Source organism: Streptomyces sp. TN58, from assembly GCF_001941845.1.
In the GTDB taxonomy this organism is placed as follows: domain Bacteria; phylum Actinomycetota; class Actinomycetes; order Streptomycetales; family Streptomycetaceae; genus Streptomyces.
This window is the reverse complement of record NZ_CP018870.1, coordinates 5996031-6019450: the sequence shown is the minus strand read 5'-3', so window position 1 is coordinate 6019450 and position 23420 is coordinate 5996031. Positions and strand designations below refer to the sequence as shown.

14 protein-coding genes are annotated in these 23420 nt (G+C 70.9%); 8 read left to right on the top strand and 6 right to left on the bottom strand.

Annotated features, from left to right (window positions below; all coding sequences use genetic code 11):
- Positions 1-39: 39 nt before the first annotated feature.
- Both BSL84_RS36235 and BSL84_RS27155 read right to left on the bottom strand, forming a co-directional pair.
- On the bottom strand, positions 40-357 hold the full coding sequence (locus tag BSL84_RS36235) for an immunity protein TriTu family protein (RefSeq protein ID WP_420718791.1): 318 nt from the start codon (positions 355-357) through the stop codon (positions 40-42).
- Complete coding sequence (locus BSL84_RS27155) at positions 348-7700, bottom strand: polymorphic toxin-type HINT domain-containing protein (protein ID WP_234363526.1); 7353 nt, start codon at positions 7698-7700, stop codon at positions 348-350. Before BSL84_RS27155 ends, BSL84_RS36235 begins: the two co-directional genes overlap by 10 nt.
- Positions 7701-8226: 526 nt before the next feature.
- On the opposite strand from BSL84_RS27155, the gene BSL84_RS27150 reads away from it, so the two are divergent.
- The 4 genes from BSL84_RS27150 to BSL84_RS27135 all read left to right on the top strand — a co-directional run bounded on the left by BSL84_RS27150 (position 8227) and on the right by BSL84_RS27135 (position 13988).
- Positions 8227-11382, top strand: a complete 3156-nt coding sequence (locus BSL84_RS27150; RefSeq protein WP_159393561.1) for a DNRLRE domain-containing protein — start codon at positions 8227-8229, stop codon at positions 11380-11382.
- Positions 11383-11541: 159 nt separating this feature from the next.
- Positions 11542-12276: an SDR family oxidoreductase gene (locus BSL84_RS27145; protein ID WP_045322548.1), complete on the top strand. Its 735-nt coding sequence runs from the start codon at positions 11542-11544 to the stop codon at positions 12274-12276.
- 460 nt (positions 12277-12736) lie between these two features.
- Positions 12737-13372: a VOC family protein gene (locus BSL84_RS27140; protein WP_030029979.1), complete on the top strand. Its 636-nt coding sequence runs from the start codon at positions 12737-12739 to the stop codon at positions 13370-13372.
- Positions 13373-13508: 136 nt separating this feature from the next.
- Positions 13509-13988, top strand: a complete 480-nt coding sequence (locus BSL84_RS27135; protein WP_030029977.1) for a GNAT family N-acetyltransferase — start codon at positions 13509-13511, stop codon at positions 13986-13988.
- 172 nt (positions 13989-14160) lie between these two features.
- On the opposite strand, the gene alc is transcribed toward BSL84_RS27135, so the two are convergent.
- Both alc and allB read right to left on the bottom strand, forming a co-directional pair.
- Entirely contained in the window at positions 14161-15279 is a 1119-nt protein-coding gene (alc, locus tag BSL84_RS27130; protein WP_030029973.1) for an allantoicase, read from the bottom strand.
- Positions 15280-15282: 3 nt separating this feature from the next.
- Complete coding sequence (allB, locus tag BSL84_RS27125; protein ID WP_420718804.1) at positions 15283-16617, bottom strand: allantoinase AllB; 1335 nt, start codon at positions 16615-16617, stop codon at positions 15283-15285.
- Positions 16618-16954: 337 nt separating this feature from the next.
- Here allB and BSL84_RS27120 point away from each other — a divergent pair, with 337 nt between their 5' ends.
- Together BSL84_RS27120 and BSL84_RS27115 are read left to right on the top strand one after the other, a co-directional pair.
- Entirely contained in the window at positions 16955-17758 is an 804-nt protein-coding gene (locus BSL84_RS27120; protein WP_030029969.1) for an IclR family transcriptional regulator, read from the top strand.
- A gap of 215 nt (positions 17759-17973) precedes the next feature.
- Positions 17974-19488 carry a hypothetical protein gene (locus BSL84_RS27115; protein WP_075971328.1) on the top strand — a complete coding sequence of 505 codons (1515 nt, stop codon included), beginning with the start codon at positions 17974-17976 and terminating at the stop codon, positions 19486-19488.
- Here the strand turns inward: BSL84_RS27115 and BSL84_RS27110 are convergent.
- Positions 19443-20213 (bottom strand): ABC transporter ATP-binding protein, encoded by a 771-nt coding sequence (locus tag BSL84_RS27110; RefSeq protein WP_079273306.1) that lies wholly within the window; start codon positions 20211-20213, stop codon positions 19443-19445. The two genes, BSL84_RS27115 and BSL84_RS27110, sit on opposite strands and share 46 nt — an antisense overlap.
- Entirely contained in the window at positions 20210-21325 is a 1116-nt protein-coding gene (locus tag BSL84_RS27105) for an ABC transporter permease (protein ID WP_075971327.1), read from the bottom strand. The genes BSL84_RS27110 and BSL84_RS27105 overlap by 4 nt, the downstream gene beginning before the upstream one ends.
- 133 nt (positions 21326-21458) lie before the next feature.
- Here BSL84_RS27105 and BSL84_RS27100 point away from each other — a divergent pair, with 133 nt between their 5' ends.
- Together BSL84_RS27100 and BSL84_RS27095 are read left to right on the top strand one after the other, a co-directional pair.
- Positions 21459-22775 carry a sensor histidine kinase gene (locus tag BSL84_RS27100; protein WP_079273305.1) on the top strand — a complete coding sequence of 439 codons (1317 nt, stop codon included), beginning with the start codon at positions 21459-21461 and terminating at the stop codon, positions 22773-22775.
- Complete coding sequence (locus BSL84_RS27095; RefSeq protein WP_030031753.1) at positions 22772-23401, top strand: response regulator; 630 nt, start codon at positions 22772-22774, stop codon at positions 23399-23401. Before BSL84_RS27100 ends, BSL84_RS27095 begins: the two co-directional genes overlap by 4 nt.
- The last annotated feature ends 19 nt before the right edge of the window (positions 23402-23420 follow it).

The window sequence follows — 23420 nt, the reverse complement described above, 5'->3', positions numbered from 1 at the left end:
GGCGGGGCTTCCGGGTCTTTCGGAACGAATGATCAGTACTCAATCACACGAACCGATCACCCATTGCAGGACTTCCGTCAAGACATCTTCGAGCTCTGCCCGGCTCGTGATAGCGCGATGCTCGGCGCGGACCTCGCTCGTCTCGATTACGGCGAAGCTGACCTCAGCTTCCCCGCTCTCCCAGAGAATAATCTCTCCAAATTTGTCCGAGCTTTCTAGAATCCACTGAATGGATCGCAGATCTCGATCGACAGGAGAATTATTGATCTCCATCGCTACACCGCTTTGGCGCACCTCGTCACTGCACGCATGGATCCATTCTTGCGCACTTGCCAGCAGAGAAACCCCTAGGGGCATCCCGATCCACCTCCGAGTCGAATATTTTCGGCTGCCGGCAACTGCGGCGCCGGCAGGCCCTTCTTGGCTGCAAGTCGAGCGTCAAGAGATGCCGGACCGGAGAGCTTGTAGTCACCTGGTCTTCCACCCGGAGACAGAAGAGAGTGCGGCACATCGAACTCTACATAGACGGAACCAGGTCGCGCAGAAATGTATGCATCGGGACTGGCCGGATATACCACGAAGGTCCTGTCCCCCGCCCCCGCCTGAACCATTCCCGTATGCAGCATCTTCTGATGCTCCTCCGTCGACATCCAGCGCCCCACGGTTACCAGATCACTGCCACCGTCATTATGAACCAGTACTGGCATGTTCCCGGCGAGTACATAATACGTGTGGAGGTCGGAAACAGTCAGGTTGTACGTCGTCTGGTCCGCACGGTAGGAACGGGTCCGAGCGATGGAGACCGCGCGCCCGTCGTCCGTGCGCAGGGTCATGCCGGCCTTGAGGTCACCCGCATCGACCCAGGCACCTGCAGACATCGACCAGAACGGGTGGTGCGCCGTCGTCGTGATGACGGGGTCGACTTCCCCGGCCCCGATCGTCAGGTCGACGTATTGCTTGTCGTCTCTCGTCAGGATCTCGGCGGTGACCGTCTTCGGTACGGTCTCTCCCGTCACCGGGTCCGTGGCCAGGACCTTGTCTCCGACTTCGACGTCCTCGATCTCCTTGGTGGTGCCGTCAGCCATCAGGACGGGCGTGTCTTCGGTGAAGCTGTTGCGGCTGAGGCAGGCGATGGCTACGTCGACGGCGTCATTGACCGCCGCTCCGGTCGCCGCCCTGCCTGCGTTTGCTGCTTTCGCGGCCCTGCCGACGAGACCCGTTCCGATCGTGATCGTCACGTCCACGGCGGCCATTCCGCAGTTCTTGTTCCACCCGACGTCCTTGGCGCATTCCCAGAGGTTTCGAATTCCCAGCGCCTCCATCCAGTCGCCACTGGGACTGGTAAGGCCGATTCTGCTCGCCGTGTCGCAGAACTCCTGCCTCTCCGCAGCACCGCTGGATGAGCAGTATCCGTTCGCCCAGCGCCCCAGGTTCTCCTGGTAGGTCCGGGTGGGCCAATAGCCCTGCGCGAGCAGTTGCTCCTGAGTGGGAAGGGTCTTTCCTGCCAGGACCAGCTTGACGGTGCTCTTGGTGCCGCCGCTCGAACCGCCCTTGGGGCCACCCTTGGGGCCGCCCCCCGAATTCCTCTTCCGCTCGACCTCCGGGTCGTTCTCCTCCTTGTAGTCCCCGTAGGTGCCGTTGGTGCCGGCGCAGTAGTTCGGGTAGCAGCTTTCGAGCCCGGTGGGGTCCATCTGGTTGACCGGGTCGCCGTTCGCGTACACGTACCCGTTCATCTGCATCGGGTTGGTGATGTCGATGATCGGGTCGACGCTGATGAACCGGCCGTTCGCGGGTTCGTACTCACGGGCACCGATGTGGGTGAGACGGGTCGCGCTGTCGTCCGTGCCCGTCCCGAGGAAGTCGCGCCGGCCCGCCCAGTTTCCGACCTGGGGGCCCCGGGGATTGCCGTAGGGGTCGGCCTTGCGGTGGGTGACCTTCTGGTCCGCGGCCTGTTCCACCATGGTGGTGGCGGTCCCCTGGCGGTCGTTCAACAGGACGGTCAGGGCGTGGCCCGTGGTCTTGCCCTTGGTCTGGCGGACCGTGGTATGGGCTCCGACGCCGGTGTAATAGCGGACGGCATCGACGGCCTGGCCGGCCAGGTTGACCGTGACCTCGGCCTCACCGAGGTACAGCGTGCGACTGCTGCCGGTCTCCTGGATGATCCGGTTGCCGGAGGCATCATAGATGTACGAGGTGCTGCTGCCGCTGAAGACCCACTGCTGCGCGGCGGCCCCGGCCGCACACGTGTAGATGTGGAGGTCGTTGCCGTCGGCGGCGTTGTCGTTGGGGACGGTGACGCACTGTTCAGTGGCCTGGTTGTAAAGCGTCTTGTCGGGGCGTGAGGTGAACTTCTGTTCCTTGCCGCCGTCGCAGGTATAGAGGCGAGCCTTGCCGTCCTTGGCGGTGAGGCACTTGCCCAGAGCCTTGACGGTGTCGCCGCTGAGGGTCCACTTCTGCGCCTTGGACTCGTTGCACGACATCACCTGGACGGGCGTGCCGTCCGCGGAGTTGCCGCCGTCGACGTCGAGGCACTTGCCGGCCAGACTGGTCACGCTGACCGCGCCGATGCCAGGGCTGGTGGCGGAGGCGAGCTTGTTGCGCCGGTCCCAGTTGAGGACCTGGGTGTCGCCGTCGATGGTCCGCCGGGTCGTGTTGCCGGCGCTGTCGTATCCGTACATGGAGAGCGACGTGACCGTCGAGTTCTGGGACTTGGTGGTCTGCTTGACCTCGGTGAGTGCGTGCGGATGGGCCTTGACCGGCGGCAGCGTGCCGTTGCCCGCCACCTGGACGCCGTACGAGTAGGTCGTGGTGTCGTCCAGTGCCGCATTGGTGAGGTCGCGGTTGACGAGCTTGGTCCGGTTACCGATGGCGTCGAACTCGTACTCCTGCCAGTAGCCGTCGCCGTCGGGGCCGGGGGTGACGTCATTCAGACTGGGGCCGGCGCAGTTCTCCGTCTTGCCGGTCCACGCCTTGGTGAGCTGCCCCAGCGTGTTGTACGTGTAGCACTGGCGGTCGACGCGGCCACCGGCCTGGCTGTCCGTCACCGACGTGATCTTGCCTGCAACGTCGTACTTGTAGGAGCGGGCGTTGATCCGGTTGGGTCCGGCCGTCTCGCGGTCCGCGATGGTGTCGGTGACACGGCCGGTGGCCGAATCGTGGAGGTTGGTGGTCCACACCCGATGCGGCGCCTTGCCGGATGCCGTGCGTAGTACCTCGCCGAACGGGCTGAAGACCGTCTCCGCGGTGTACCAGGAGAGACCCGACATCGTGATCGGCGCACCCTCCTCGTTGTAGCGGGTGATGAGCTTCTCGGCGGCGAGGCCGCCCGGGGTGGCCGGGACCGTGGTGGACTGGACCTTGCCGGTGGGGGTGTAGGTGGTGGTGTAGGCGTACGTGCCGGCCAGGCCCTTGGTGGCTGCGCCGTCCGGGATGGTGAGGGTGGTGCCGGTCGGCCGGTACTCGGAGTCGTAGCCGGTGACCTTGCTGGTCACCGTGACGTCACCGGTGCGCCGGGTCGACGCGACCGGCTGGCCCTTGGCCCCCGGCAGCGTGTCGTAGGACCAGGTGGCGACCGGAGTGCCGTTCGGGGCGTCCTCCACCTCGGCGGTCTTGCGGTTCAGCTTGTCGTAGTTGGTGAAGGTCTTCTGCCCTGCCGCGTTCTCGGCCCAGACCTGCTGGTCGAGGTTGTTGTAGCCGAAGGAGGAGATTCCCAGGTCGGGGTCGCTCGCACCGATCAGGCGACCGCGGGCGTCGTAGGAGTACGTCCAGTCGTTGCCGACCGCGTCGGTCACCTTGGCCAGCTTGCCCCGCACGTCGTACGCGTACTTGGTGTCGGTTGAAGTGGTCAGGTCGACCGCCGCGAACTTCTGGATCAGCGTCGTGCGGTTCAGCGCGTCGGTCCAGGTCCTGGTCGCCTCGCTGCCCGGCAGCGGGGTCGTTCCGTCGGCCGACATCCCGCTGCGCTGAATGGTCCAGTTCCCGCCGTACGTCATGACGGCCGAGTGGTGCGGAGTGCCCTCGTGAAGAGTGGTGGAGCGCACCGCGCGGCCGAGGCCGTCGTAGGCGGTCGCGGTGGCGTTGGGGATGTGGAAGACGGTCTCCGGGACGAAGATCTTCTTGTCCGGTTCCCCTTCCGCGTAGTAGGCGTTGTTGGTCTGCCGCACGGCACCGCTCGCGTTGTGGAGCGTGTCGGTGATCAGACGGCCGCCGCCCAGCGCTTCCTTCTGGGTCTGGCGCGGGCGCAGAAGCCCGTCGTAGACGGTGACCGTGTTCTCGTAGGTGCCGTTGTCCCGCAGGGCGCCACTGATCACGGTCGGCGGCATGTGAACGGATATGTCGTACGAGAAGACGAAGGCTGCCTTGTCCGTGCCCGGCTTCCGGGAGGGAGTCCACACTCCGGTCGTGCGGCCCAGTGCGTCGTAGGCCGTGCTTACCTTGCGGCCGTTGGCGTCGGTGGATTCCAGCACGCTGCCACGGCCGGGATCGGACTTCGCCGTCACGGTGTGGCCAAGGGCGTTGGTGATCATGGTGGAGAAGACCGGGCCCGTGGGCGGGCTGACGGTCGTGGACGTCGGATTGCCGGCCGCGTCGTAGACCTTGGTCGGGCGCCCCAGGGCGTCGTACTCGGTGCGGGCCGTGGTGATCCATCCGGTGCCGGCGCCGTCGAGGGTGTCGACCTGGACCGGCAGCCCCTTCACCGGGGCGGTACCGAATGCGTTCAGGGCGTCATAGGAGGTGCGGGTGTCCGTGAGGACTTGCCCGGTGTCCGCCTTGCCGCAGTCACCGACCGTGCTGCGTGTCCTCTGGGCGAGTCCGATGATGTGCTTCGCCGTATTGTGCACGTAGGTGGTGGTGGTGCAGTTCTGCTCCGAGGACGTCCATCCCGTGCCGTTCGATGTCAGCACCTCAGCCTGCGCCGTCTTGGGCAGACCGTAGGCCTCCTCGTCGAACGTGTTCTGGGTACGGACCATGCGGGTCCCGCCCTCGATCGACTGGAACGCGTCGGAACGGGCCGTGCCGGTACGGAAGGCCTCCAGGTCCGTGGTGCCACGTCGCGGACGAGTGGCTGTCCGCTGGCTCCAGGGCCAGTTGATCACGCGCGAGGAGACGCTGCCGCCCGCCTTCGTGTAGGTGATCGTTTCCGCTGCTTGTCCCTGCAGTTGGAGAAGGTCCTCTCCCAGGTCCTCGGCGTTGGTGGAGTCCTTGACCCTGACCTTTGCGCGACCACCGTCTCCGGACATGCCGCGGAAGTAGCGCGTGCGCGTCTGGGACTGCTCCGTGGCGTCGGGCTTGCCCGCGTTGGCGGTGACGCCCTTGGTCACCACGACCGATGCGTATCCCCGCCACTGGCTGTAGGTGCGCAGTTCCGGCTTCGTGAACTCGTCGGTGTCCTTGCCCCAGGCCGCGTCACCTTCGTACGTGTAACTGGTGGTGACGTCAGGCTGGCGGGCGACGCGGTCCTTCTCGACGACCTTCTCGACGACGTACTTGTTGAACCACTCCAGCGGCGGCTTCTCCAGGTCGCCGTCCGGGGACCAGTGGACGGGGAAGCAGCGGGTGGTGTTGGCCTCCGGCTTGGGGTGGGACGCACCCACCGCACAGGGAGCCGAGTAGTCGACGTACGTCTCGCCCCCGGTCTCGTTGCGGATGGTCTCCACGCGGAGGCGGTCGTAGTCGGGGGTCGCGTCGCTGGCGCTCTTCGCGACGCGGTTCGGCATGTCCTGGGCATTGGCCAGGAAGGACACCGGCGGCAACGGGATCCCGATCAGGTTGTCACTGCTGTCCCTCGCGGTGCCGTAGCCGGTACGGGTAATGGATTCGAGCCACAGCGGGGGGTGCGTGTCGGTGCGCTGCTTCGGGAACGACTGGGTCAGCGACCAGTGGTCGACCTTGGAGAGAGCCGTGGAGCCTTCGGTTCGCTGGCCGTAGGTGGTGACACCGGTCAGGCGCTTGCGCGACCAGAACGTCGGCGCGGAGACGTAGCAGCTCTCTGCGTCCATCTTGCAGTGAAGGGTGGACGGGGTGTCCCACCACGGCTGTTTGTCACCGTAGTTCTTCGAATCGAACTGATCATTGCCGCACTTGACGCCGCCCTCCTCGATGCACCGCTCCGCGAGCGTGAACTCGACGCGGCCTGCCGGATTTCCAGCGAGGTTGTCCGCGCGCAGCCCGTAGAGGATCCGGGTGGGGTTGCCGCCTCGGGTGTAGCCGACTTCGGCTGCGTTCTTCTCCTTGAACTTCGCGTTTTTGGCGTAGCGGTTCTGCTCCGGCTGCCAGTCGATGACCATGGCGTTGCCGTGGACGTCCTCGACGTAGTCGAGGTTCCAGCGCCAGGCCTGGCGGCAGGACGAGTTGGCGTACGCCGCCTGGTGGCAGGGTTCACCGAGATGGTTGCCGAAGACAGGAACGGTGAAGACCGAGTCGGTGACGGTCAGCGGCGAAGCTCCGTCGCCGTGGGTGCCGACGTTGTGGCGTCCGAAGTGGTACCGCGTGCCGTCGCGGGTGGTGACGACCCAGTACTCGCCGTCCTTCGCGCCATTGGCGCTGCCCGACATCCGCTCGATCTTCGAACCGTCATCAGCCGCCGGAACCAGCTGCCCCGATGCGGCGTCGCGGACCAGCTCGGTGGTCGTGCCGCCGAGCGACATCACGAGGTTGTCACCGGCCCAGCACAGGTCACCCTTCTTCTTGTCCGTGCTGTTGTCGTTGTTCGGCGCACCCCCTGACGCATCGCGGTCCTCCGAGCAGGCCCGGTAGCGGCGTTCGATGTAACCGGGCTCATAGCTCCAGCCGTCACCGATCCACGAACCCTGCCCGTTGGCCACGGACGTCTTGCCGTCCACAGCCTGCGAGGAGTAGGAGAAGGCAATCTTCGGCTCGGGTCCGGCGGGGTTCGGAGGCACGGTCAGCGGATACGTCCAGGAGAACCCGCCGCCGCTTCCTCCCGCCGACCAACTGCCCGAAGGAGACAGCGAGGTGGCCTTGTAGGTGCCGCCCGCGCCCGAACCTCCGTCGGAAGCAGCCAGGACCATCGCGCCGCCGCCACCGGTCATGGTGCGCAGGCCCTGGGCGGGCACGGCGACCGGGTCGACGGTTGCCCGGACGGTCCCGGCGTGGGGGTCGTTGGTGCTCGGAACGTCCACGGCGGCGGAGCACTGGGGAAGCTCAGGCGTGGTCAGGAAGCACTCGGGAAGCTGCTTGAGCTCCAGGCGGGTGGCCCATTCGGTGCCGTAGAGGTCCTCGAACTTCTTGTAGTCGAGTTGCACGTCGACCGGGGTCGAGCTGCCGGCCGGGGGGGTGACCTTGATGATCGCGCCGTCGATGCCGGCCGACTCGGTGACGGTCCGTGCTTCGACTGCTACCAACCAGGTCCCGGCCGGGGCCGGCGGCGTCGGATTGCTCTCGGTCGGCGAGGCCTTGCCGATGCTGATAGGCAGACCGCCCGCCTGGACCAGTTGATTCCCGTTCTCCGGATTCAGCGCCACGGGTTCGGCACCAGCCGCCGGGGGAGTCACCCTGGAGGGCTCGTACCCCGGGGGTGGCGCCGCGGCGCCACCGTCCCAGCCCTGCAGTTTCGCGGCCGCGACCTGGTCGATCTTGGCCTTGATGTCCTGCTGGAGGCCAGGCAGTTGGACACCGGTGCGGTCGCCCGGTGGTGCCGCCCAGGCAGGGGCGGGCAGAAGAGTTGCGGCCAGGACCACGGACAGTGTGATGCCGGTGCGCCCGGCAAGGCGCGCGCGTCTCGCGCGGGCCCTTCTGTTTCCGGGCAGGCGGAAATTGTTCGCCGAGAGCGGCGACATGTGGACCCCCCCACGAGCTGCCGCCACGGCATGGGCACATGGACGACAGGAAACTGACAAATAGCCAGCTGATTGTGCGGGTAGGGGGATGGAAAAGTCACGGTTCCGATATCCGGTGTGGGCTTTGTCACCTTAACTACTGCACACCCTGGGCTATTGGGTGCGAATCGGCAGTTAACGGCACGCCGGACGCTCGGCACCACGGGTGCGGTTGTCGGCGTGATGGTTCATGCTCGGCTCGCGCATCTTGTGCGCGGACGGCGAACGGGGAGTGAGCCCTTCGCGTTTCGGGCCGATGGCCGGAATCATTTGTGAGTACCGAGGGCTGCGGAACCGCGCTGCCCGAGGGGGGAGAAGTACGCCTGTGTCTGTCAGTGAGCCCGTTGACGAAAGCCCGCCGAAGGCGGCTGAAAGAGAAGTCGTTGCTGTGGCAACACCTCGTTGGTACCGGCGTCGCCGGGCCTTGGGAGGTATCGCCGCCCTTCTTGCCGTCGCCATCGCGGTGCCCGTCGGGGTGCACGTCATCGGCGGGGATGCTCGGGACCGGTCCGGTCAGGACACGCCGATCGCCGAGCACCAGGCGCGTCGCCTTGCCGCGGAGTCCGGTGAGGAGGTGGAGGCCACGGCCGCGCGTAGTGCGAACACCACGACCTGGGCCCGTCCGGACGGCTCGTTCCGCAAGGAGGTCCACGGTTCGGCCTTTCGTGCCGAGGTGGACGGCAAGTGGAAGCCCATCGACACCGACTTGGCGAGAGTCGACGGCGGCTACGCGGCCAAGGCCGTCAACGGCCGTGTGTTCTTCAGCGGGGGTACCGGCCAGCAGGGGGCCGGCGGGGACCGGGCCTCACGCAGTGTGAGTCGAGTGGCACTGCGACAGGACGCACCGGGGCAGGCGTGGACCGAACTGGTCCGCCTGAAAACCGACGGTCACGACATGGTCGTGAGCTGGCCCGGCACCCTGCCCGCGCCGGTCATCGACGGTCCTCGGGCGCTCTATGAGAACGTCCGTCCCGGCATCGACCTGGTGATGACCGCTCAGGACGGCGGATACTCACACCTGCTGGTCGTCAAGGACAAGCGGGCCGCGGCCGACCCGCTGCTCGGTGAGTTGAAGTACCGCCTCACCTCGCCCGACATGAAGTTCCAGCTGGACGCCGAGTCGGGTGCGATCAGTGCCCGTGACGCCAAGGGTGAAGAGATCGCCGGTTCCCCCAGCCCGATGTCGTGGGACTCCAGTGGCAAGGTCGCCACCACCGATGCCGTTGCGGCGTGGAAGCCGTCGGATGCGGCGAAGCAGCACCCTACGCTCGGGCTGCCCGGCCTGGCCGGCGCCGAAGGAGCCCGCCTGCGGCCGGTCAAGGCGAACCTCACCGAGGGCACGCTCTCCCTGACGCCCGACAGCTCGCTGCTGACCGACCCGCAGACCGTCTACCCGGTGTTCATCGACCCCTCGTTCAAGAGGCACAAGCACTCCTGGACGCTGCTCTACAAGACGGAAGGCAATTCGAGCTTCTACAACGGGCAGAACTACAACGCGAGCGGCACGAACGAAGCACGCGTCGGGTACGAGTCCACCACTGGTGGCACGTCCCGTTCCATCTTCAACTTCGAATTCGGCAGCGAGCTGCACGGCGCCGCCATCCTGGCGGCCAACGTGCGCGCCTTGCAGACGTACTCGTGGTCCTGTGACCAGAAGCCGATGGACATCTACTCGACCCCCTTCATCACTTCGTCGAGTACGTGGAACAACACGACCGGTTTCTGGAACTGGAAGGTCACCAGCGAGAACTCCGGGTACGGGTACAACAGCTCGTGCCCCGACAACTGGATCGCGCCCGACGTCAAGGGCCTCGTGAGCCATGCAGCGAGCAACGGCTGGGGAGCCATGTCGCTGGGGTTCGCCGCCCCGAACGAGTCGAACTCGTACTACTGGAAGAAGTTCATCGCCAACGGCGAGACTGCTCCCTACATCGAGATCGTCTACAACACTCCCCCGAACATCCCTGTCGCGGCGAACATGAAGACCTACCCCGGCGGCCCATGCCTGACCAGCGGTGCCGGCACCGCCATCGGCAAGACGAACGTCACCTTCCAGGTCCAGGGCACCGACCGCGACGACAGGACCGACCAGCAGAACCTGCACGAAATCGGAATCGAGGTGTGGGGAGGCGACAACGCCAAGGTCTACAGCCAATGGCTGCGTGTCAACAGCGAGGGCTTCGTCACCGCCGAAGTGCCGTTCGACGAGTTCGAGGACGGCAAGCAGTACTGGTGGCTTGCCCGCGCCAGGGACAAGGACGGCTGGTGGTCGCCCGGCAGCGGACCGGCCGATTCGGGTGGCGGGGGCTGGTGCACCTTCACCGTCAGCCACAGCGTGCCGCCCAACCCGGCTGTCGACTCGACGGACTTCCCGCCCAGCGGTAACGGCACCAACTGGAGCCTCAACCATGCCGGCACCCCGGACCAGGCGTTGTACCTCTCCGGTAACGGCGCCAAGGCCGGTGACGTCCAGGAGTACCAGTGGAGCCTGAACCGTCCGCTCTTCGACAAGAAGGCCGCACCGGATGCCAGTGACAAGGCGACCATCAAGATGCAGGTCGACACCACCGGTCCCAACGTCCTCTACGTCCGGACGGTAAGCAAGTCCGGCAACGTGTCCGGCCACACCGCCTACGAGTTCCTCGTCAAGGCCAGGCCCGGGCTGGACAAGCCCGGCGACGTCACCGGCGACGGCCACCCCGACCTCCTGGCCGTCGACGAGAAGGGAGACCTGCTCACCTACGCCGGTGACTCCCAAGGCGACACCGACGCCCGCGTCCTCGCCACCCTCGACAACGGAACGCCCGTCAGCGGCCACTGGAAGGACGCGACCTCCGGCAAGTCGGCACTCATCGGTCACTCCACCGACTGGCTCCCCGGCGACGGGCTGACCGACGTCATCGCACGGATGCCCGACGGCAAGATGTACCTCTACCCGGGCATCGGTACCGGCCAGTTCGACGTCGGCCGGCGCATGGAGATCCTGCTGCCCGCCAACGCGCCTGACCCGGCGACCTTCCGCCAGATCGTCGTCAGCGAAGACGTGGACGGCGACGGCACACCCGACCTGTTCGCCATCGCCGGCGACGTGCTGTGGATGTTCTCGGGATACTCGGGAGCCAGCTTCGCCTCCTACAAGCAGGTGGCCAACACGGTCTGGGACTCACGCGACATCGTCGGTGTCCGGGACATCTCCGGCGACAAGGTCCCCGACCTGCTCTTCCGCGACAACGCCAACCCCAACCGCGGCCTCGTCCTGCGCAAGGGCAAGCCGGGCGCGAACGGCGGCGTCGACCTCGTCTCCCTGAAGGACGGAGCGAGCGCCCTGGGCGGGCAGGACTACGGCTACGCCACCACGGGCTGGGGCCGGAGCGCCGTTCCGAAGATCCTCGGCACCCCTGACGTCCACGGTGACGGCATCCCCGACATCTGGGCCGTCGACGCCGGCGGCAAGCAGTGGCTCTACATGGGCGGGAGGACGGCGGTCGGTGGCGCGAGCGGCGTCGACGAGGACGCCTGGGACAAGTACCTGACCATCGGATAGCACGGTCCAGCGTCACACGGAGCCCCGCCGGGAGATCACTCCCGGTGGGGCCTCCGTCGTTCGCGGGCCGGGGGAACGCGGGGTCGGATTCCTGCCAGCGGCGAGGGGGTTGGGCGCTGTTTGCTTGAACCCGCAACCAAACGATGCGGGAGGAACGGCATGGACAGGAACGCGGTGGCGCTGGTGACCGGGGGAAGTCGGGGGATCGGGGCGGCGGTCGCGCTGCGGCTCGCCGAGGACGGGGTGGACGTCGCGATCACGTACGTCAGCGACGCCGAGGCCGCGGCCGGAGTGGTCAAGGCGGTGGAGGCGCTCGGCCGGCGGGCCGTCGCGCTGCGGGCGGATGCGGGGGACGCGGCGGAGGTCGCGAACGCGGTCGGGGAGACCGTCCGGCGGTTCGGGCGGCTCGACGTGCTGGTCAACAACGCCGGGGTGGGGGCGGTCGGGCCCCTGGAGGAGGCCGGGTTGACCGAGGTCGACCGGGTGCTCGGCGTCAACGTGCGCGGCGCGTTCCTCGCGGCCCAGGCGGCCGCGGGGCGTATGCGGGAGGGCGGACGGATCATCACGATCGGCAGCTGCATGGCGCAGCGGGTGCCGGGGCCGGGCGGGGTGCTGTACGCGATGAGCAAGGCGGCGACGGTCGGGCTGACGAAGGCCCTGGCACGGGAGCTCGGCGGGCGCGGGATCACCGCGAACCTGGTGCATCCGGGCCCCGTGGACACCGACATGAACCCGGCCGACGGACCGTACGCGGGCCCGCAGGCGGCCATGACGGCACTCGGCCGGTTCGGGATGCCGGAGGAGGTCGCGGAGGTGGTGGCGTTCCTGGCCGGGCCCGGCGCCGGATACGTGACGGGCGCGGAGTTCGCGGTGGACGGCGGCCACGCCGCGTAGCCCTCGCCGGGCGTGCGGGCGGATCCGGGGTACGAGCCCGGGTACGCCCCCCGTTCCCCCGGCTCCCCTGACTCCCTTGCCGGGTGAGCCCCCGGGGCCGGGGCGCGGGGCCGGGCTACCGGCTGCCGTCGGCGGGCTTCGCCCGGGCGAGTCCTGGACGGGTCCGGTCCCCGGGCACGGGAGCCAAGGCCGGTCCCCGGTCACCGGTCGCCCGGGCGCGGGGGCAGGGCCGCCGGCCGGCTACCGGCGGCGGGCCTCGCCCGGGCGAGTCCTGGACGGTTCCGGTCCCGGGCGTCGGGCGGGGGCTCGGGCCGCCTGGCCCGCTGCCGGCGGCGGGCCTTGCCAGCGCTTGCGCGGGCTCGGGCAGCCCTGAGGGCCCGTCTCTTCGTGGTGGTGCCGTATACCGGGGCGGTGGGCGTGGCGGCGGGATTTGTCTGGGTTGTCGGGTGATGATGGCGTCGTGCGACTTGATCACGTGTCCTATGCGGTGGCCCGCGACAGCTTCGTCTCGACCGTCCAGTGGATCGGATCGGCCCTCGGAGCCGGGTTCGTCGACGGGGGTGTGCACCCGCGGTTCGGCACCCGTAATTTCATCCTTCCGCTGAGCGGCGGCACCTACGTCGAGGTCGTCACCACGCTCGACCACCCCGCCGCCGACCGCGCGCCCTTCGGCCAGGCGGTCGCGCGCCGTGCCGCCGAGGGCGGCGGCTGGCTCGGCTGGGTGGTCTCCGTCGACGACATCGCCCCGGTCGAGGCCCGCCTCGGCCGTACGTCGGCCGAGGGCCACCGGGTCCGCCCCGACGGGTTCGACCTGAGGTGGAAGCAGATCGGCCTGCTGGAGCTGATGGAGGATCCGCAACTGCCCTACTTCCTGCAGTGGCTGGTCCCCACCGGGGAGCGCCCGAGCGCCGACCCGCGCACCCCCACCACCATTCACGGGGTCTCCATCGCCGGTGACGCCGCCTCCATCGCCGAGTTCCTCGGCGAACCGGCCGACCACCCCCTCGACCAGATCGACGTCACCTGGGTCGAGGACGAGGAACCGGGCCTGGTCTCGGTCGAGTTCGCCACCGCCAAGGGCCCCGTCACCATCTGACGCGGTCGGCTCCCCCGCCTGACACCCGCCGCCCGCCCGCCTCACGCCCCGTCCGGCGGCCGCGGGCGCGCGTACGGAAAGCCCCGACCAGCGCTTAGGCTCACCTTGATCGACATACGAAACAGGTGGGGGAAGCGTGGACTTCGACGATCGCCAGGGTCGGGCCGTGGTGCTCGACGAGATCACCGACGAGAACTGGCGGGCCGTGGCCGACGTGGCGCCGGCGGACGACCAGCGGCGGTTCGTCGCCGCGCTCGGCGCCCGCTACCTGCTGCTGTCCATGCGCGGCGGCGTGTGGAACTCGCTCGCGATCCGGGCCGGTGACGCGGTGGTCGGGCATGTGATGTGGGCGTACGACGACGAGGGCGGCGCGCACTGGATCGGCGGCATGATCGTCGACGCGGCCGAGCAGGGCCGGGGGGTGGGCCGGGCCGCGGTGCGCGCGCTGATCGGGCGGCTCGCGGCGCTGCCGTCCTGCCGGGAGATCCGGCTCTCGTACCACCCGGAGAACGCCCCCGCCGCGCGCCTCTACGCCGAGCTCGGCTTCACGCCCACCGGCGACTTCGAGGACGACGAGGTCGTGGCCGCCCTGGCCGTCGCCCCGGTCTCCGGCTGACCGGTCTGAGCGGGGCGCCGCCGTGCCGTGAGCTGCCCGGCGCCCCGCGCCGGCTCCTGCGACACCGCCGTGCACTCGCGCCCCAGGGCCGCACCGGAATCCCGGTACGGCCCTGGGGCGTGTGCTGCGGGCCGCGCGGGTGTCGGCCCCCGGGGCGGTCGCGGGTGCGGGGTCAGCCGCCCAGTTCCTGGTGGCGGGCGGTCAGCGCGGCCGCGCCGGCCTCCGTCAGCGAGCCGAAGAGGCGCAGGCGGGAGAAGCCGCCGTCCGGGTAGATGTCGATGCGCACGTGGGTGCCGACCGCCGGGGTGTCCAGGACGAAGCGGTGGTTGGTGTCGGGCTGCAGGCGGGTGCGGGGCAGGAACTCCGTCCACTCGCCCTCCTCGCCCGTCTTCACCGACAGCGAGGCCCAGCCGGCCGAGTTGCCCTTGAGGTAGGCGGTGTCGATCTCCACGGCGCGGATCTCGGACTCGGCGACCAGCTGGTAGCGGATCCAGTCGTTGCCGTTGTCGCGGCGGCGGGCGGTCTCCCAGCCGTCGTCCATCTTGCGGGAGCGGCCCGGGTTGATGGTGTTGGTCGGCGGGGAGTAGAAGCGGTTGGAGGCGTCCTGGACGGAGCCGCCGTTCTCCAGGGCCACCACGTCGAAGGAGCCGAGCGCCGCGAGCCACTTCGGGTCGGGCAGGACCTCGCCGTGGACGCGCAGGCGGGCGATGCCGCCGTCGGGGTGCTGGTTGACGCGCAGGTGCGTGAAGCGCTGCTCGGTGTCGACCTCGAAGCCGTTGGCGGCGTGGCCGCCGACCGGCGTGCGGGGCACGATGGTCGTCCACTTCACGTCGTCGCCCAGCAGCTCCTCCGGGGTCGGCGCGAGGGCGCCTTCCCAGTTGGTGGCCTCGATGGAGACGGCCTGCGGCATGTTGCCGCGGAAGTGGGCGGTGTCGACGACGATGCCGCGGATGACGCCGGGGGCGCCGAGGCGTACCAGTGCCCAGTCGTGGTCCTCGGGGGTGGGCCAGGGCTGGTCGGCGGAGATTCCGCGGCGGCGGCGGGTCTCCCAGCCGTCCATGACCTTGCCCTTGTGGCCGAAGTCCTCGGGGTCGAAGTGCGCGGCCTCGGAGATCAGCAGGTTCTCGCGCTGGGCGAAGAACTCGTCGTTGGCGGCGATGACACCGGCGCCCAGCTCACGGGCGGCGAGGTTCGCGTACTGGGTGAAGGGGAAGTCCGCGGTGCGGTAGTCCGCGTACGGGTCGCCGCCTCCGTACGGGTTCGCGTTGCCGGTGAAGGATTCAGTCGCCACTGGTCAGTTCTGCCTTTCGAGGAGGAGGCCCGTGGGCTCGGACGGGGTGCCGCGGTCGGCGATCTGCGTGCCGCGCAGCCAGGTGGACTTCACGACGCCGTACAGGGTCCTGCCCGCGTACGCCGTGACCTGGTTGCGGTGGTGGAGTGCGGCCGGGTCCACGGTGAACGTTTCTTCGGGGGCGAGCACGGCGAAGTCGGCGTCGCGGCCGGCTTCGATGGCGCCCTTCTGGGCCAGCCCGGCGAGGGCGGCCGGGGCGGCGGACATCCAGCGGACGACGTCCTCCAGGGTCCGGCCGCGGCGGCGCGCCTCGGTCCAGATGGCGGGCAGGCCGAGCTGGAGGGAGGAGATGCCGCCCCACGCGGTGGAGAAGTCGCTGGTCTTCAGGTCCGCGGTGGAGGGCGAGTGGTCGGAGACGACGCAGTCGATGGTGCCGTCGGCGAGCGCGTCCCACAGCAGGTCCTGGTTGGCGGCCTCGCGGATGGGCGGGCAGCACTTGAACTCACTCGCCCCGTCGGGGACTTCCTCCGCGGTGAGGGTGAGGTAGTGCGGGCAGGACTCCACGGTGATGCGCACGCCCTCGGCCTTGGCGGCGGCGATCAGCGGCAGCGCGTCGGAGGAGGACAGGTGCAGGACGTGGACGCGGGCGTTCAGCCGCTTGGCCTGGGCGATCAGGTTGCCGATGGCGGTGTTCTCGGCGTCGCGCGGCCGGGAAGCCAGGAAGTCGGCGTACCTGGGGCCGGGGACGACCGGGGCGGCGTCGAGGTGGTGGGGGTCTTCGGCGTGCACGATCAGCAGGCCGCCGAAGCCGGTGATCTCGGCGAGCGAGGTGGCCAGCTGCTCCTGGTCGAGCTCGGGGAACTCGTCCACACCCGAGGGCGACAGGAAGCACTTGAAGCCGTAGACGCCGGCGTCGTGCAGCGGGGCCAGGTCCTTGACGTTGTCCGGGAGGGCGCCGCCCCAGAAGCCGACGTCCACGTGCGCCTTGGCGCGGGCGACCTCCTGCTTGACGCGCAGGTTGTCGACCGTGGTGGTCGGCGGGAGGGAGTTGAGCGGCATGTCGAGGATGGTGGTGATGCCGCCGGCCGCGGCGGCGCGGGTGGCGGTCCAGAAGCCCTCCCACTCGGTGCGGCCCGGGTCGTTCACGTGGACGTGGGTGTCGACCAGGCCGGGGAGCAGGACGTCGTCGCCGAAGTCCGCCAGCCGGGCTCCGGCCGGTACCTCGGCGTCGTGGGCGAGCACGGCCGTGATCTTCCCGCCGGCGACGGCGACCGAGGCGGCGCGCGTCCCCTCGGGGGTGATGACGCGCGTCGAGCGCAGTACCAGTTCCACAGCCACGTCGGCCACCGGAACCTCCCCATCTACTTCCACAGAGCGAAATTCAACGTTCTGTTGACGGAGTCTTCCCGGCGATCCGGGAGCAGTCAAGAGCGCCCGGACGGACCGCTGACCCGCCGCAACCGCAATTGGAGGTTTCCACAAGATGGAATTATGATTTCGCCATACAGAATGTAGCTACCGCCACCGGGAGTCCCGCGGCTGACTTCACGAGGACGTCCGCCACCAGGACAAACCACCCTTGACCGGCGGCGACGGCCCCGACCCCGGCACTGGGGCCGACGCCGACCGCCGGGTAGGCTGCTCCCTTGCCTGCCAGCACCGAAAGGACCGCGCCGTGCCGACGTCCAGCGCCAGCACCACCGACGCTTCCTCGAAGACCCCTGCCGCCAGCGGTGGCGTCCAGTCCCTTGAGCGCGCCTTCGATCTCCTCGAACGTATGGCGGACGCCGGGGGCGAGGTCGGCCTCAGCGAGCTGTCCGCCGCCAGCGGCCTGCCCCTGCCCACCATCCACCGCCTGATGCGCACGCTGGTGGCGTGCGGGTACGTACGCCAGCAGCCCAACCGACGGTACTCCCTCGGCCCGCGCCTGATCCGCCTCGGCGAGTCCGCGTCGCGCCTCCTGGGGACGTGGGCCCGCCCCTACCTCGCCCGACTCGTCGAGGAGACCGGCGAGACGGCGAACATGGCCCTCCTCGACGGGGACGAGATCGTCTACGTCGCCCAGGTGCCCTCCAAGCACTCCATGCGCATGTTCACCGAGGTCGGCCGCCGGGTGCTGCCGCACTCCACCGGTGTGGGCAAGGCGCTCCTCGCCTACACCCCGGCCGACGAGGTACGGGCCCTCCTCGCGCGCACCGGCATGCCGGCGGCGACCGAGAAGACCATCACCACGCCGGAGGGCTTCCTGGACGCGCTGGAGCATGTCCGCCGGGTGGGCTACGCGGTCGACGACAACGAGCAGGAGATAGGGGTCCGCTGCCTCGCCGTGTCGGTGCCGAACTCCCCGACCGCCGCCGCGATCTCCATCTCCGGTCCGGCAGGCCGCGTCACCGAGGCCGTGACGGAGTCCTTCGTCCCGATCCTCAAGAACGTCGCCGACGAGCTGTCGGTGGCCCTGTCCAACCAGACCCCGTCCTAGACCGGTCCCCGTCCGACCCGCCGGGATCCGGAAGGGTCGGTCTGGCCGGAGAGCCCCGGCGCGACCCGCCGTACACGACACCGAGCCCCGCCGGATCCGCCGGCGGGGCTCACGCCGTGTACGGCCGGTGGCGGCTCTCCGCTGGCGGGGCGCCGCCGGGCCGGGCAGCGTGGGCAGCCCCGCCCGCCTCCCGTCCCGTCCCCGGAGGGCCGCCCATGGCTTCCGACCCCCTGACGGAGCCGGCCGTGCGCACGCGGCCCGCCGTCGCCCGCAGCCGCCGCAGCGATCTGTGGCTGCTCGGGCCGGTCGCCGCCGCGTACGCCACCGCGCAGCTGATCCTGGCCGTGCCGGGTACCGGGCTGGGCTGGGACGAGACCGTCTACGTCAGCCAGGTCTCCGGCCACGCGCCGGCCGCCTTCTTCAGCGCCCCGCGCGCCCGCGGCATCAGCTACCTCGCCGCGCCGGTCGCCGCCTTCACGTCGTCCGTCACGGCCCTGCGGATCCATCTCGCCCTGCTGTCCTCCGCAGCCCTGCTGCTCTCGCTCTGGCTGTGGCGGCGGCTGCTCCCCACCCCCGTGCTCGCCCTCGCCGGAGCCCTGTTCGCCGGACTGTGGACGGCCCTGTCGTACGGACCGCAGGCCATGCCCAACCTGTGGGTCGCCTTCGGGTCGCTGATGGCCGTGGGCTGCTTCCTGCGGGCCGCCGGCGCGCCCGGTGACCGGCGCGCGCTCGCCGGGCTCTGCGCCGCGACCGCACTGGCGGCGATCATGCGCCCCAGCGACGCGCTCTGGCTCGCGCTGCCCCTCCTGTGCGCCGCCGCCCTCGTGCCCCGGTGGCGGCGGCCCGCCCCCGCCGCGGCCGTCGCGGGCGGCGTCGTCCTCGGCGGAGCGTCCTGGGTGGTCGAGGCCGAGCTGCACCACGGCGGCCTCCTCGCCCGCCTGCACCGCGCCGGTGAGATCCAGGGGGGCCTGGGCTGGCACCCGGCCCTCTGGGACCACCTGCGCGCCCTCGGCGGCCGTACCCTGTGCCGCCCCTGCGACGTGCCCTGGAGCCAGCCGGTGACGGGCCTGTGGTGGCTGGCCCTGCCGGTGCTCGTCGCGGGCGGCCTCGCCGTCGCGTACCGGGGCGGCCCCGGCCCGTGGCGCACGCTCCTCGTCCCCACAGCCGCCGCCCTGTCGCTCGCGCTGCCGTACCTGCTGTTCGTCGGCTACGCGGCCCCCCGCTTCCTGTTGCCCGCCTACGCCCTGCTGTCCCTGCCGGTGGCGTGCTGCCTGGCGCGGCTGTTCAGCGCGGCCCGCGGCCGCCCGCTCGCCCTGACCGCGCTCTGCCTGGCGCTGGCCGCGCACTTCGCGCTGCAGGCGGCGATCTCCGCGACCCTGGCCGCCCGCAGCCGGGTCACCACGGCCGCCTTCACCGCCGTGGCCGCCGAACTGCGCGCCCAGGGGCTGCGGCCGCCGTGCGTGGTCAGCGGCGAGGAGGCCGTCCGGACCGGCTTCCGTACGGGATGCGCCTCACGCCAGGTCGGCGGCCACGACGGCAGCGTCAGCGCCGGGGGACTCGTCCGCCTCGCCCGTACGACCCCGGCCGCGGTGCTCGTCGCGGGCGGCGCCCCTCCCCCACCGTGGGCCGCCGGGTGGCGGCCGCACGACCTGCCCGCGCTCCCGGGTCTGGCCGGCTACCGCGCCTACCTGGCACCCTCCGCCCACGCGGCACCCCCGCCGGCGCCCTGAGCCCCGCCCGCGCCGCCCCGGGCGAGGACCGCCGCACCCGCCGGGGCGGCCGACCCGGCCCCGGTGAGCCGGCCGTCGGCCATCGCGGCCGTGTGGTCCATCCGCTCCAGGTGGGCGTGGTCGTGGGTGACGAGCACGGTGGCGGTGGAGCGCTCGCGCGTGAGGGTCACCAGCAGGTCCAGCACGGCCGCGCCGCGCTCGTGGTCGAGGGCGCTGGTGGGCTCGTCGACCAGCAGTACGGCGGGCTCGTTCATCAGCGCCCGCGCGATGTTGACCCGTTGGCGCTGACCGCCGGAGAGCTGGTGGGGGCGCCTGTCGGCCTTGTCGGCCAGGCCCACCGCGTCCAGCAGCTCCAGTGCCCGCCGGCGCAGGGCCCTCGCCGGCCGGCCCGCGAGGTGCCCCATGACCTGGAGCTGCTCGGCGGCGGTCAGCGAGGCCGGCAGGTTCGGCTGCTGGAAGACGATGCCGATCTTCTCCCGGCGCAGGGCCGACTTCTCGGCGGGGCCCATCCGCGTGGTGTCCTCGCCCGCGACGACGACCCGGCCGCGGTCCGGGGTGACGAGGGTGGCGGCGACCGCGAGCAGGGAGGACTTGCCGGAGCCGGACGGTCCGACGACCGCCGTCAGGGTCCCGGCGGGCGCCTCCAGACAGACCGCGTCGAGGGCGGTGAGCCGCGCGTCGCCGTCGGGGTAGGTGAGGGTGGCTTCGTGGACGAGGAGGGTCATCGGGCGCTCCCGAGGGCGGTCAGCGGGTCGACGGCGGTGATCCGCCGGATGGACAGGGCCGCGCCCAGCACACCGAGCGCGATCATGATCGCGGCGGGGACGAGCACCGTGGCGGCGTCGAGGACGAAGGGCACGTCCCCGCCGCTGATCAGCGCGCCGAAGCCGGCGGCGAGTGCCGTGCCCAGCCCGGTGCCGGCGGCGAGCAGTACCACGGCCTGGCCGAGGGCGTCCCGCAGGAGGTACGGGGTGGAGGCGCCCAGAGCCTTCAGGACGGCGATGTCGCCGCTGCGCTGGATGGTCCACACCGTGAAGAAGGCCCCTGTGACCAGGGCGGAGATGGCGAAGAGGAAGCCGCGCATGAGCTGCAGCGAGCCGTTCTCGGCCTGGTAGGAGCCGACGGCGCCCAGGGACTCGTCTACGGTCAGCGCCCTGGTGGACGCGGCCCGGTCGGCGGCGGCGAGGTCCATGCCGCTGCCGGACACGGCGACGACCGTGGCCACGGTACCGCCGGCGGCGGAGGCGGACGGGCCGGTGGAGGCGGACGTGCCCGGGCCGCCGACGCGCTGCCAGTCGTCCAGGGCCATCCAGACCACCGGGGTGTGGCTGTGGGCGGCGGTCCCGGCGACGGCGGACACGGTCAGTTCCAGCGGGCCGATCCTGAGCGTGGCGCCGGCGGTGAGCCCGCCCAGCTCCCTGGCCGCCTTCTGCGTGAGCACCACCCGCCCCGGCGCGAGGCCCGCGCCCCGCGGCGCCAGGCCGCCGGCCGGGTCGACACCGAAGGCCGAGACGGGGGCGGTGCGCTCACCCGAAACGGCGTCGACGGTGCGGATCCCCAGGGGCTCCGCCGACCGCACCCCGGGCCGGGCCCGCCAGGCCAGCCAGGCGGACTCGGGCACCTGCGAGGCGGTGAAGGACACCTTCCGGTCCCCGGCGGGCGCGGCGAAGGCCAGATGCGAGACGGGCAGGCCGGTGAGGGCCGAGATGTTCTCCCGGGCCAGGCCCGCGGTGAGGCCGGACAGCAGCCCGACCATCAGCGTGACCAGCAGCACGACCGACCCCGTCAGGGCGAAGCGGCCCTTGGCGGACCGTAGATCTCTCCATGCGACGAACATGGCCCCACCCTGGTCCGCACGGCGGGGGCACGGCATCGCGCTCCGGTAGCGGCCTGCGGATCGAAGGGCGTACCCGGACATCGAACTTTCGGTTGACCGGGGCCCGCCCGGACCGCTCTACGCTGGTCGGGACATGACTGCCGCCGCTCCCCCCGCTCCCCCCGCCGCCCCTGGCCCGCCCCTCGCCTGCGCGCCCCCGGCCGCGCCCGCCGCCGCCCGGTCCCTGACGCCCGTGTCGAGGGTGCTGAGGCTGTGCCTGCACGCCCTGCTGCTCGGGCTGCTCGCACTGGCCGCCGGCCGGGCCGTCGCCGACGCCGCGCCCCGGGCCGCCTCGGTGGTCGCCGCCTGCGCGCTGCTCGCCGCCGTGTACGCGGCCGGTGTACGGGCCCCGGCCGTGCACCGCTCCCAGCGGGCGGGCGCGGTGTGGCTGACCGGGCTCGGCGCCGCCTGGGCGGGACTGCTGGCGGTCTCCCCCGACGGGCTGTGGATCGCCTTCCCGCTGTACTTCCTGGAACTGCACCTGCTGCGGCTGCGCTGGGGCGTGGCGGCCGTCGCGGTGACCGCGTGCGCCGCCATCGGCGGCTTCCTCGCGCACAGCGCCGCGGCCACCCCGGGGGCGTTCCTGGGGCCGCTGCTCGGCGGAGCCGTGGCGGTGGCGACCGTCCTGGGCTACCAGGCGCTGTACCGGGAGAGCGAACGCCGCCGACAGCTGATCGAGGAGCTGATCACGACGCGGGCCGAGCTGGCCGCCGCCGAACGCGGCGCCGGGATCCTGGCCGAGCGGGAGCGTCTGGCCCGGGAGATCCACGACACGCTCGCGCAGGGGCTGTCCTCCATCCAGCTGCTGCTGCGGGCAGCCGAGCGGGCGCTGCCGGAGGGAGCCCCGGCGCTGCCGCACATCGCGCGGGCCCGGCAGGCCGCGCAGGACAACCTCGCCGAGGCGCGCCGGTTCGTACGGGCCCTCACGCCGCCGGACCTGGAGCACGGTTCGCTCGCGGCGGCGCTGGAGCGGCTGTGTGCGGGGGTGCCGGGGCCGCGGGTGCGGTTCTCGCTGAGCGGCCGGCCGCGGGAGCTGCCCACCCCGTACGAGGTGGCGCTGCTGCGGATCGCCCAGTCGGCGCTGGCCAACGTGGTGCGGCACGCCCGGGCCGGGCGCGCCGAGATCACGCTGACCTTCATGGACGCCTCGGTGACGCTGGACGTCGTCGACGACGGCGACGGCTTCGACCCGTCGTCGGCGGTGCCGGGCCCCGGCCGGGACCCGGGCGCCGGTTCCGGGCGGGGGTCCGCCGACGGGGGCTTCGGGCTGCCCGCGATGCGCTCGCGCGCGGAGACGCTGGGCGGGCTGTTCACCGTGGAGTCCGACCCGGGCCAGGGCACCGCCGTGGCCGTGACCCTTCCGCTGCCGCTGGAACGCCTGGAGCACACGCACACCGTGGAGGCCCTGTGACCGTCCGTCTCCTGCTCGCCGACGACCACCCCGTGGTCCGGGCGGGCCTGCGCGCGGTGCTGGACACCGAGGCGGACTTCACGGTGGTGGCCGAGGCGGCGACCGCCGAGCGGGCGGTGGAGCTGGCCGCCCGCGAACAGGTGGACGTGGTGCTGATGGACCTGCAATTCGGGCCCGGCATGCACGGCTCGGAGGCCACGGCACTGATCACGGCCCGCTCCGGCGCCCCGCGGGTGCTGGTGCTGACCACCTACGACACGGACGCGGACATCCTTGCCGCGGTGGAGGCGGGCGCGTCGGGCTACCTGCTGAAGGACGCCCCGCCGGAGGAGCTGGCGGCCGCCGTACGGACGGCCGCGGCGGGCCGGTCGGCGCTGGCCCCGGCGGTGGCGCTGCGGCTGATGGACCGGATGCGGACGCCGGCGGAGGCGCTGACGAAGCGGGAGCTGGAGGTGCTGCAGCTGGTGGCGGACGGCCTGTCGAACCAGCAGATCTCCAAGCGCCTCTTCCTCAGCCAGGCGACGGTGAAGTCCCATCTGGTGCACGTCTACGCGAAGCTGGGCGTCGAGTCCCGCACGGCGGCGGTGGCGGCGGCCGCCACCCGCCGCCTGATCCGCACGCCGTAGGGCGCGGCGGTCGCCGGGG

Bases quoted from the DNA above. Each gene is read 5' to 3' on its own strand.
- BSL84_RS27115 (WP_075971328.1), top strand. From the start codon at position 17,974: ATGGCTTCCGACCCCCTGACGGAGCCGGCCGTGCGCACGCGGCCCGCC.
- BSL84_RS27110 (WP_079273306.1), bottom strand. From the start codon at position 20,213: ATGACCCTCCTCGTCCACGAAGCCACCCTCACCTACCCCGACGGCGAC.
- BSL84_RS36235 (WP_420718791.1), bottom strand. From the start codon at position 357: ATGCCCCTAGGGGTTTCTCTGCTGGCAAGTGCGCAAGAATGGATCCAT.
- BSL84_RS27145 (WP_045322548.1), top strand. From the start codon at position 11,542: ATGGACAGGAACGCGGTGGCGCTGGTGACCGGGGGAAGTCGGGGGATC.
- BSL84_RS27100 (WP_079273305.1), top strand. From the start codon at position 21,459: ATGACTGCCGCCGCTCCCCCCGCTCCCCCCGCCGCCCCTGGCCCGCCC.
- BSL84_RS27105 (WP_075971327.1), bottom strand. From the start codon at position 21,325: ATGTTCGTCGCATGGAGAGATCTACGGTCCGCCAAGGGCCGCTTCGCC.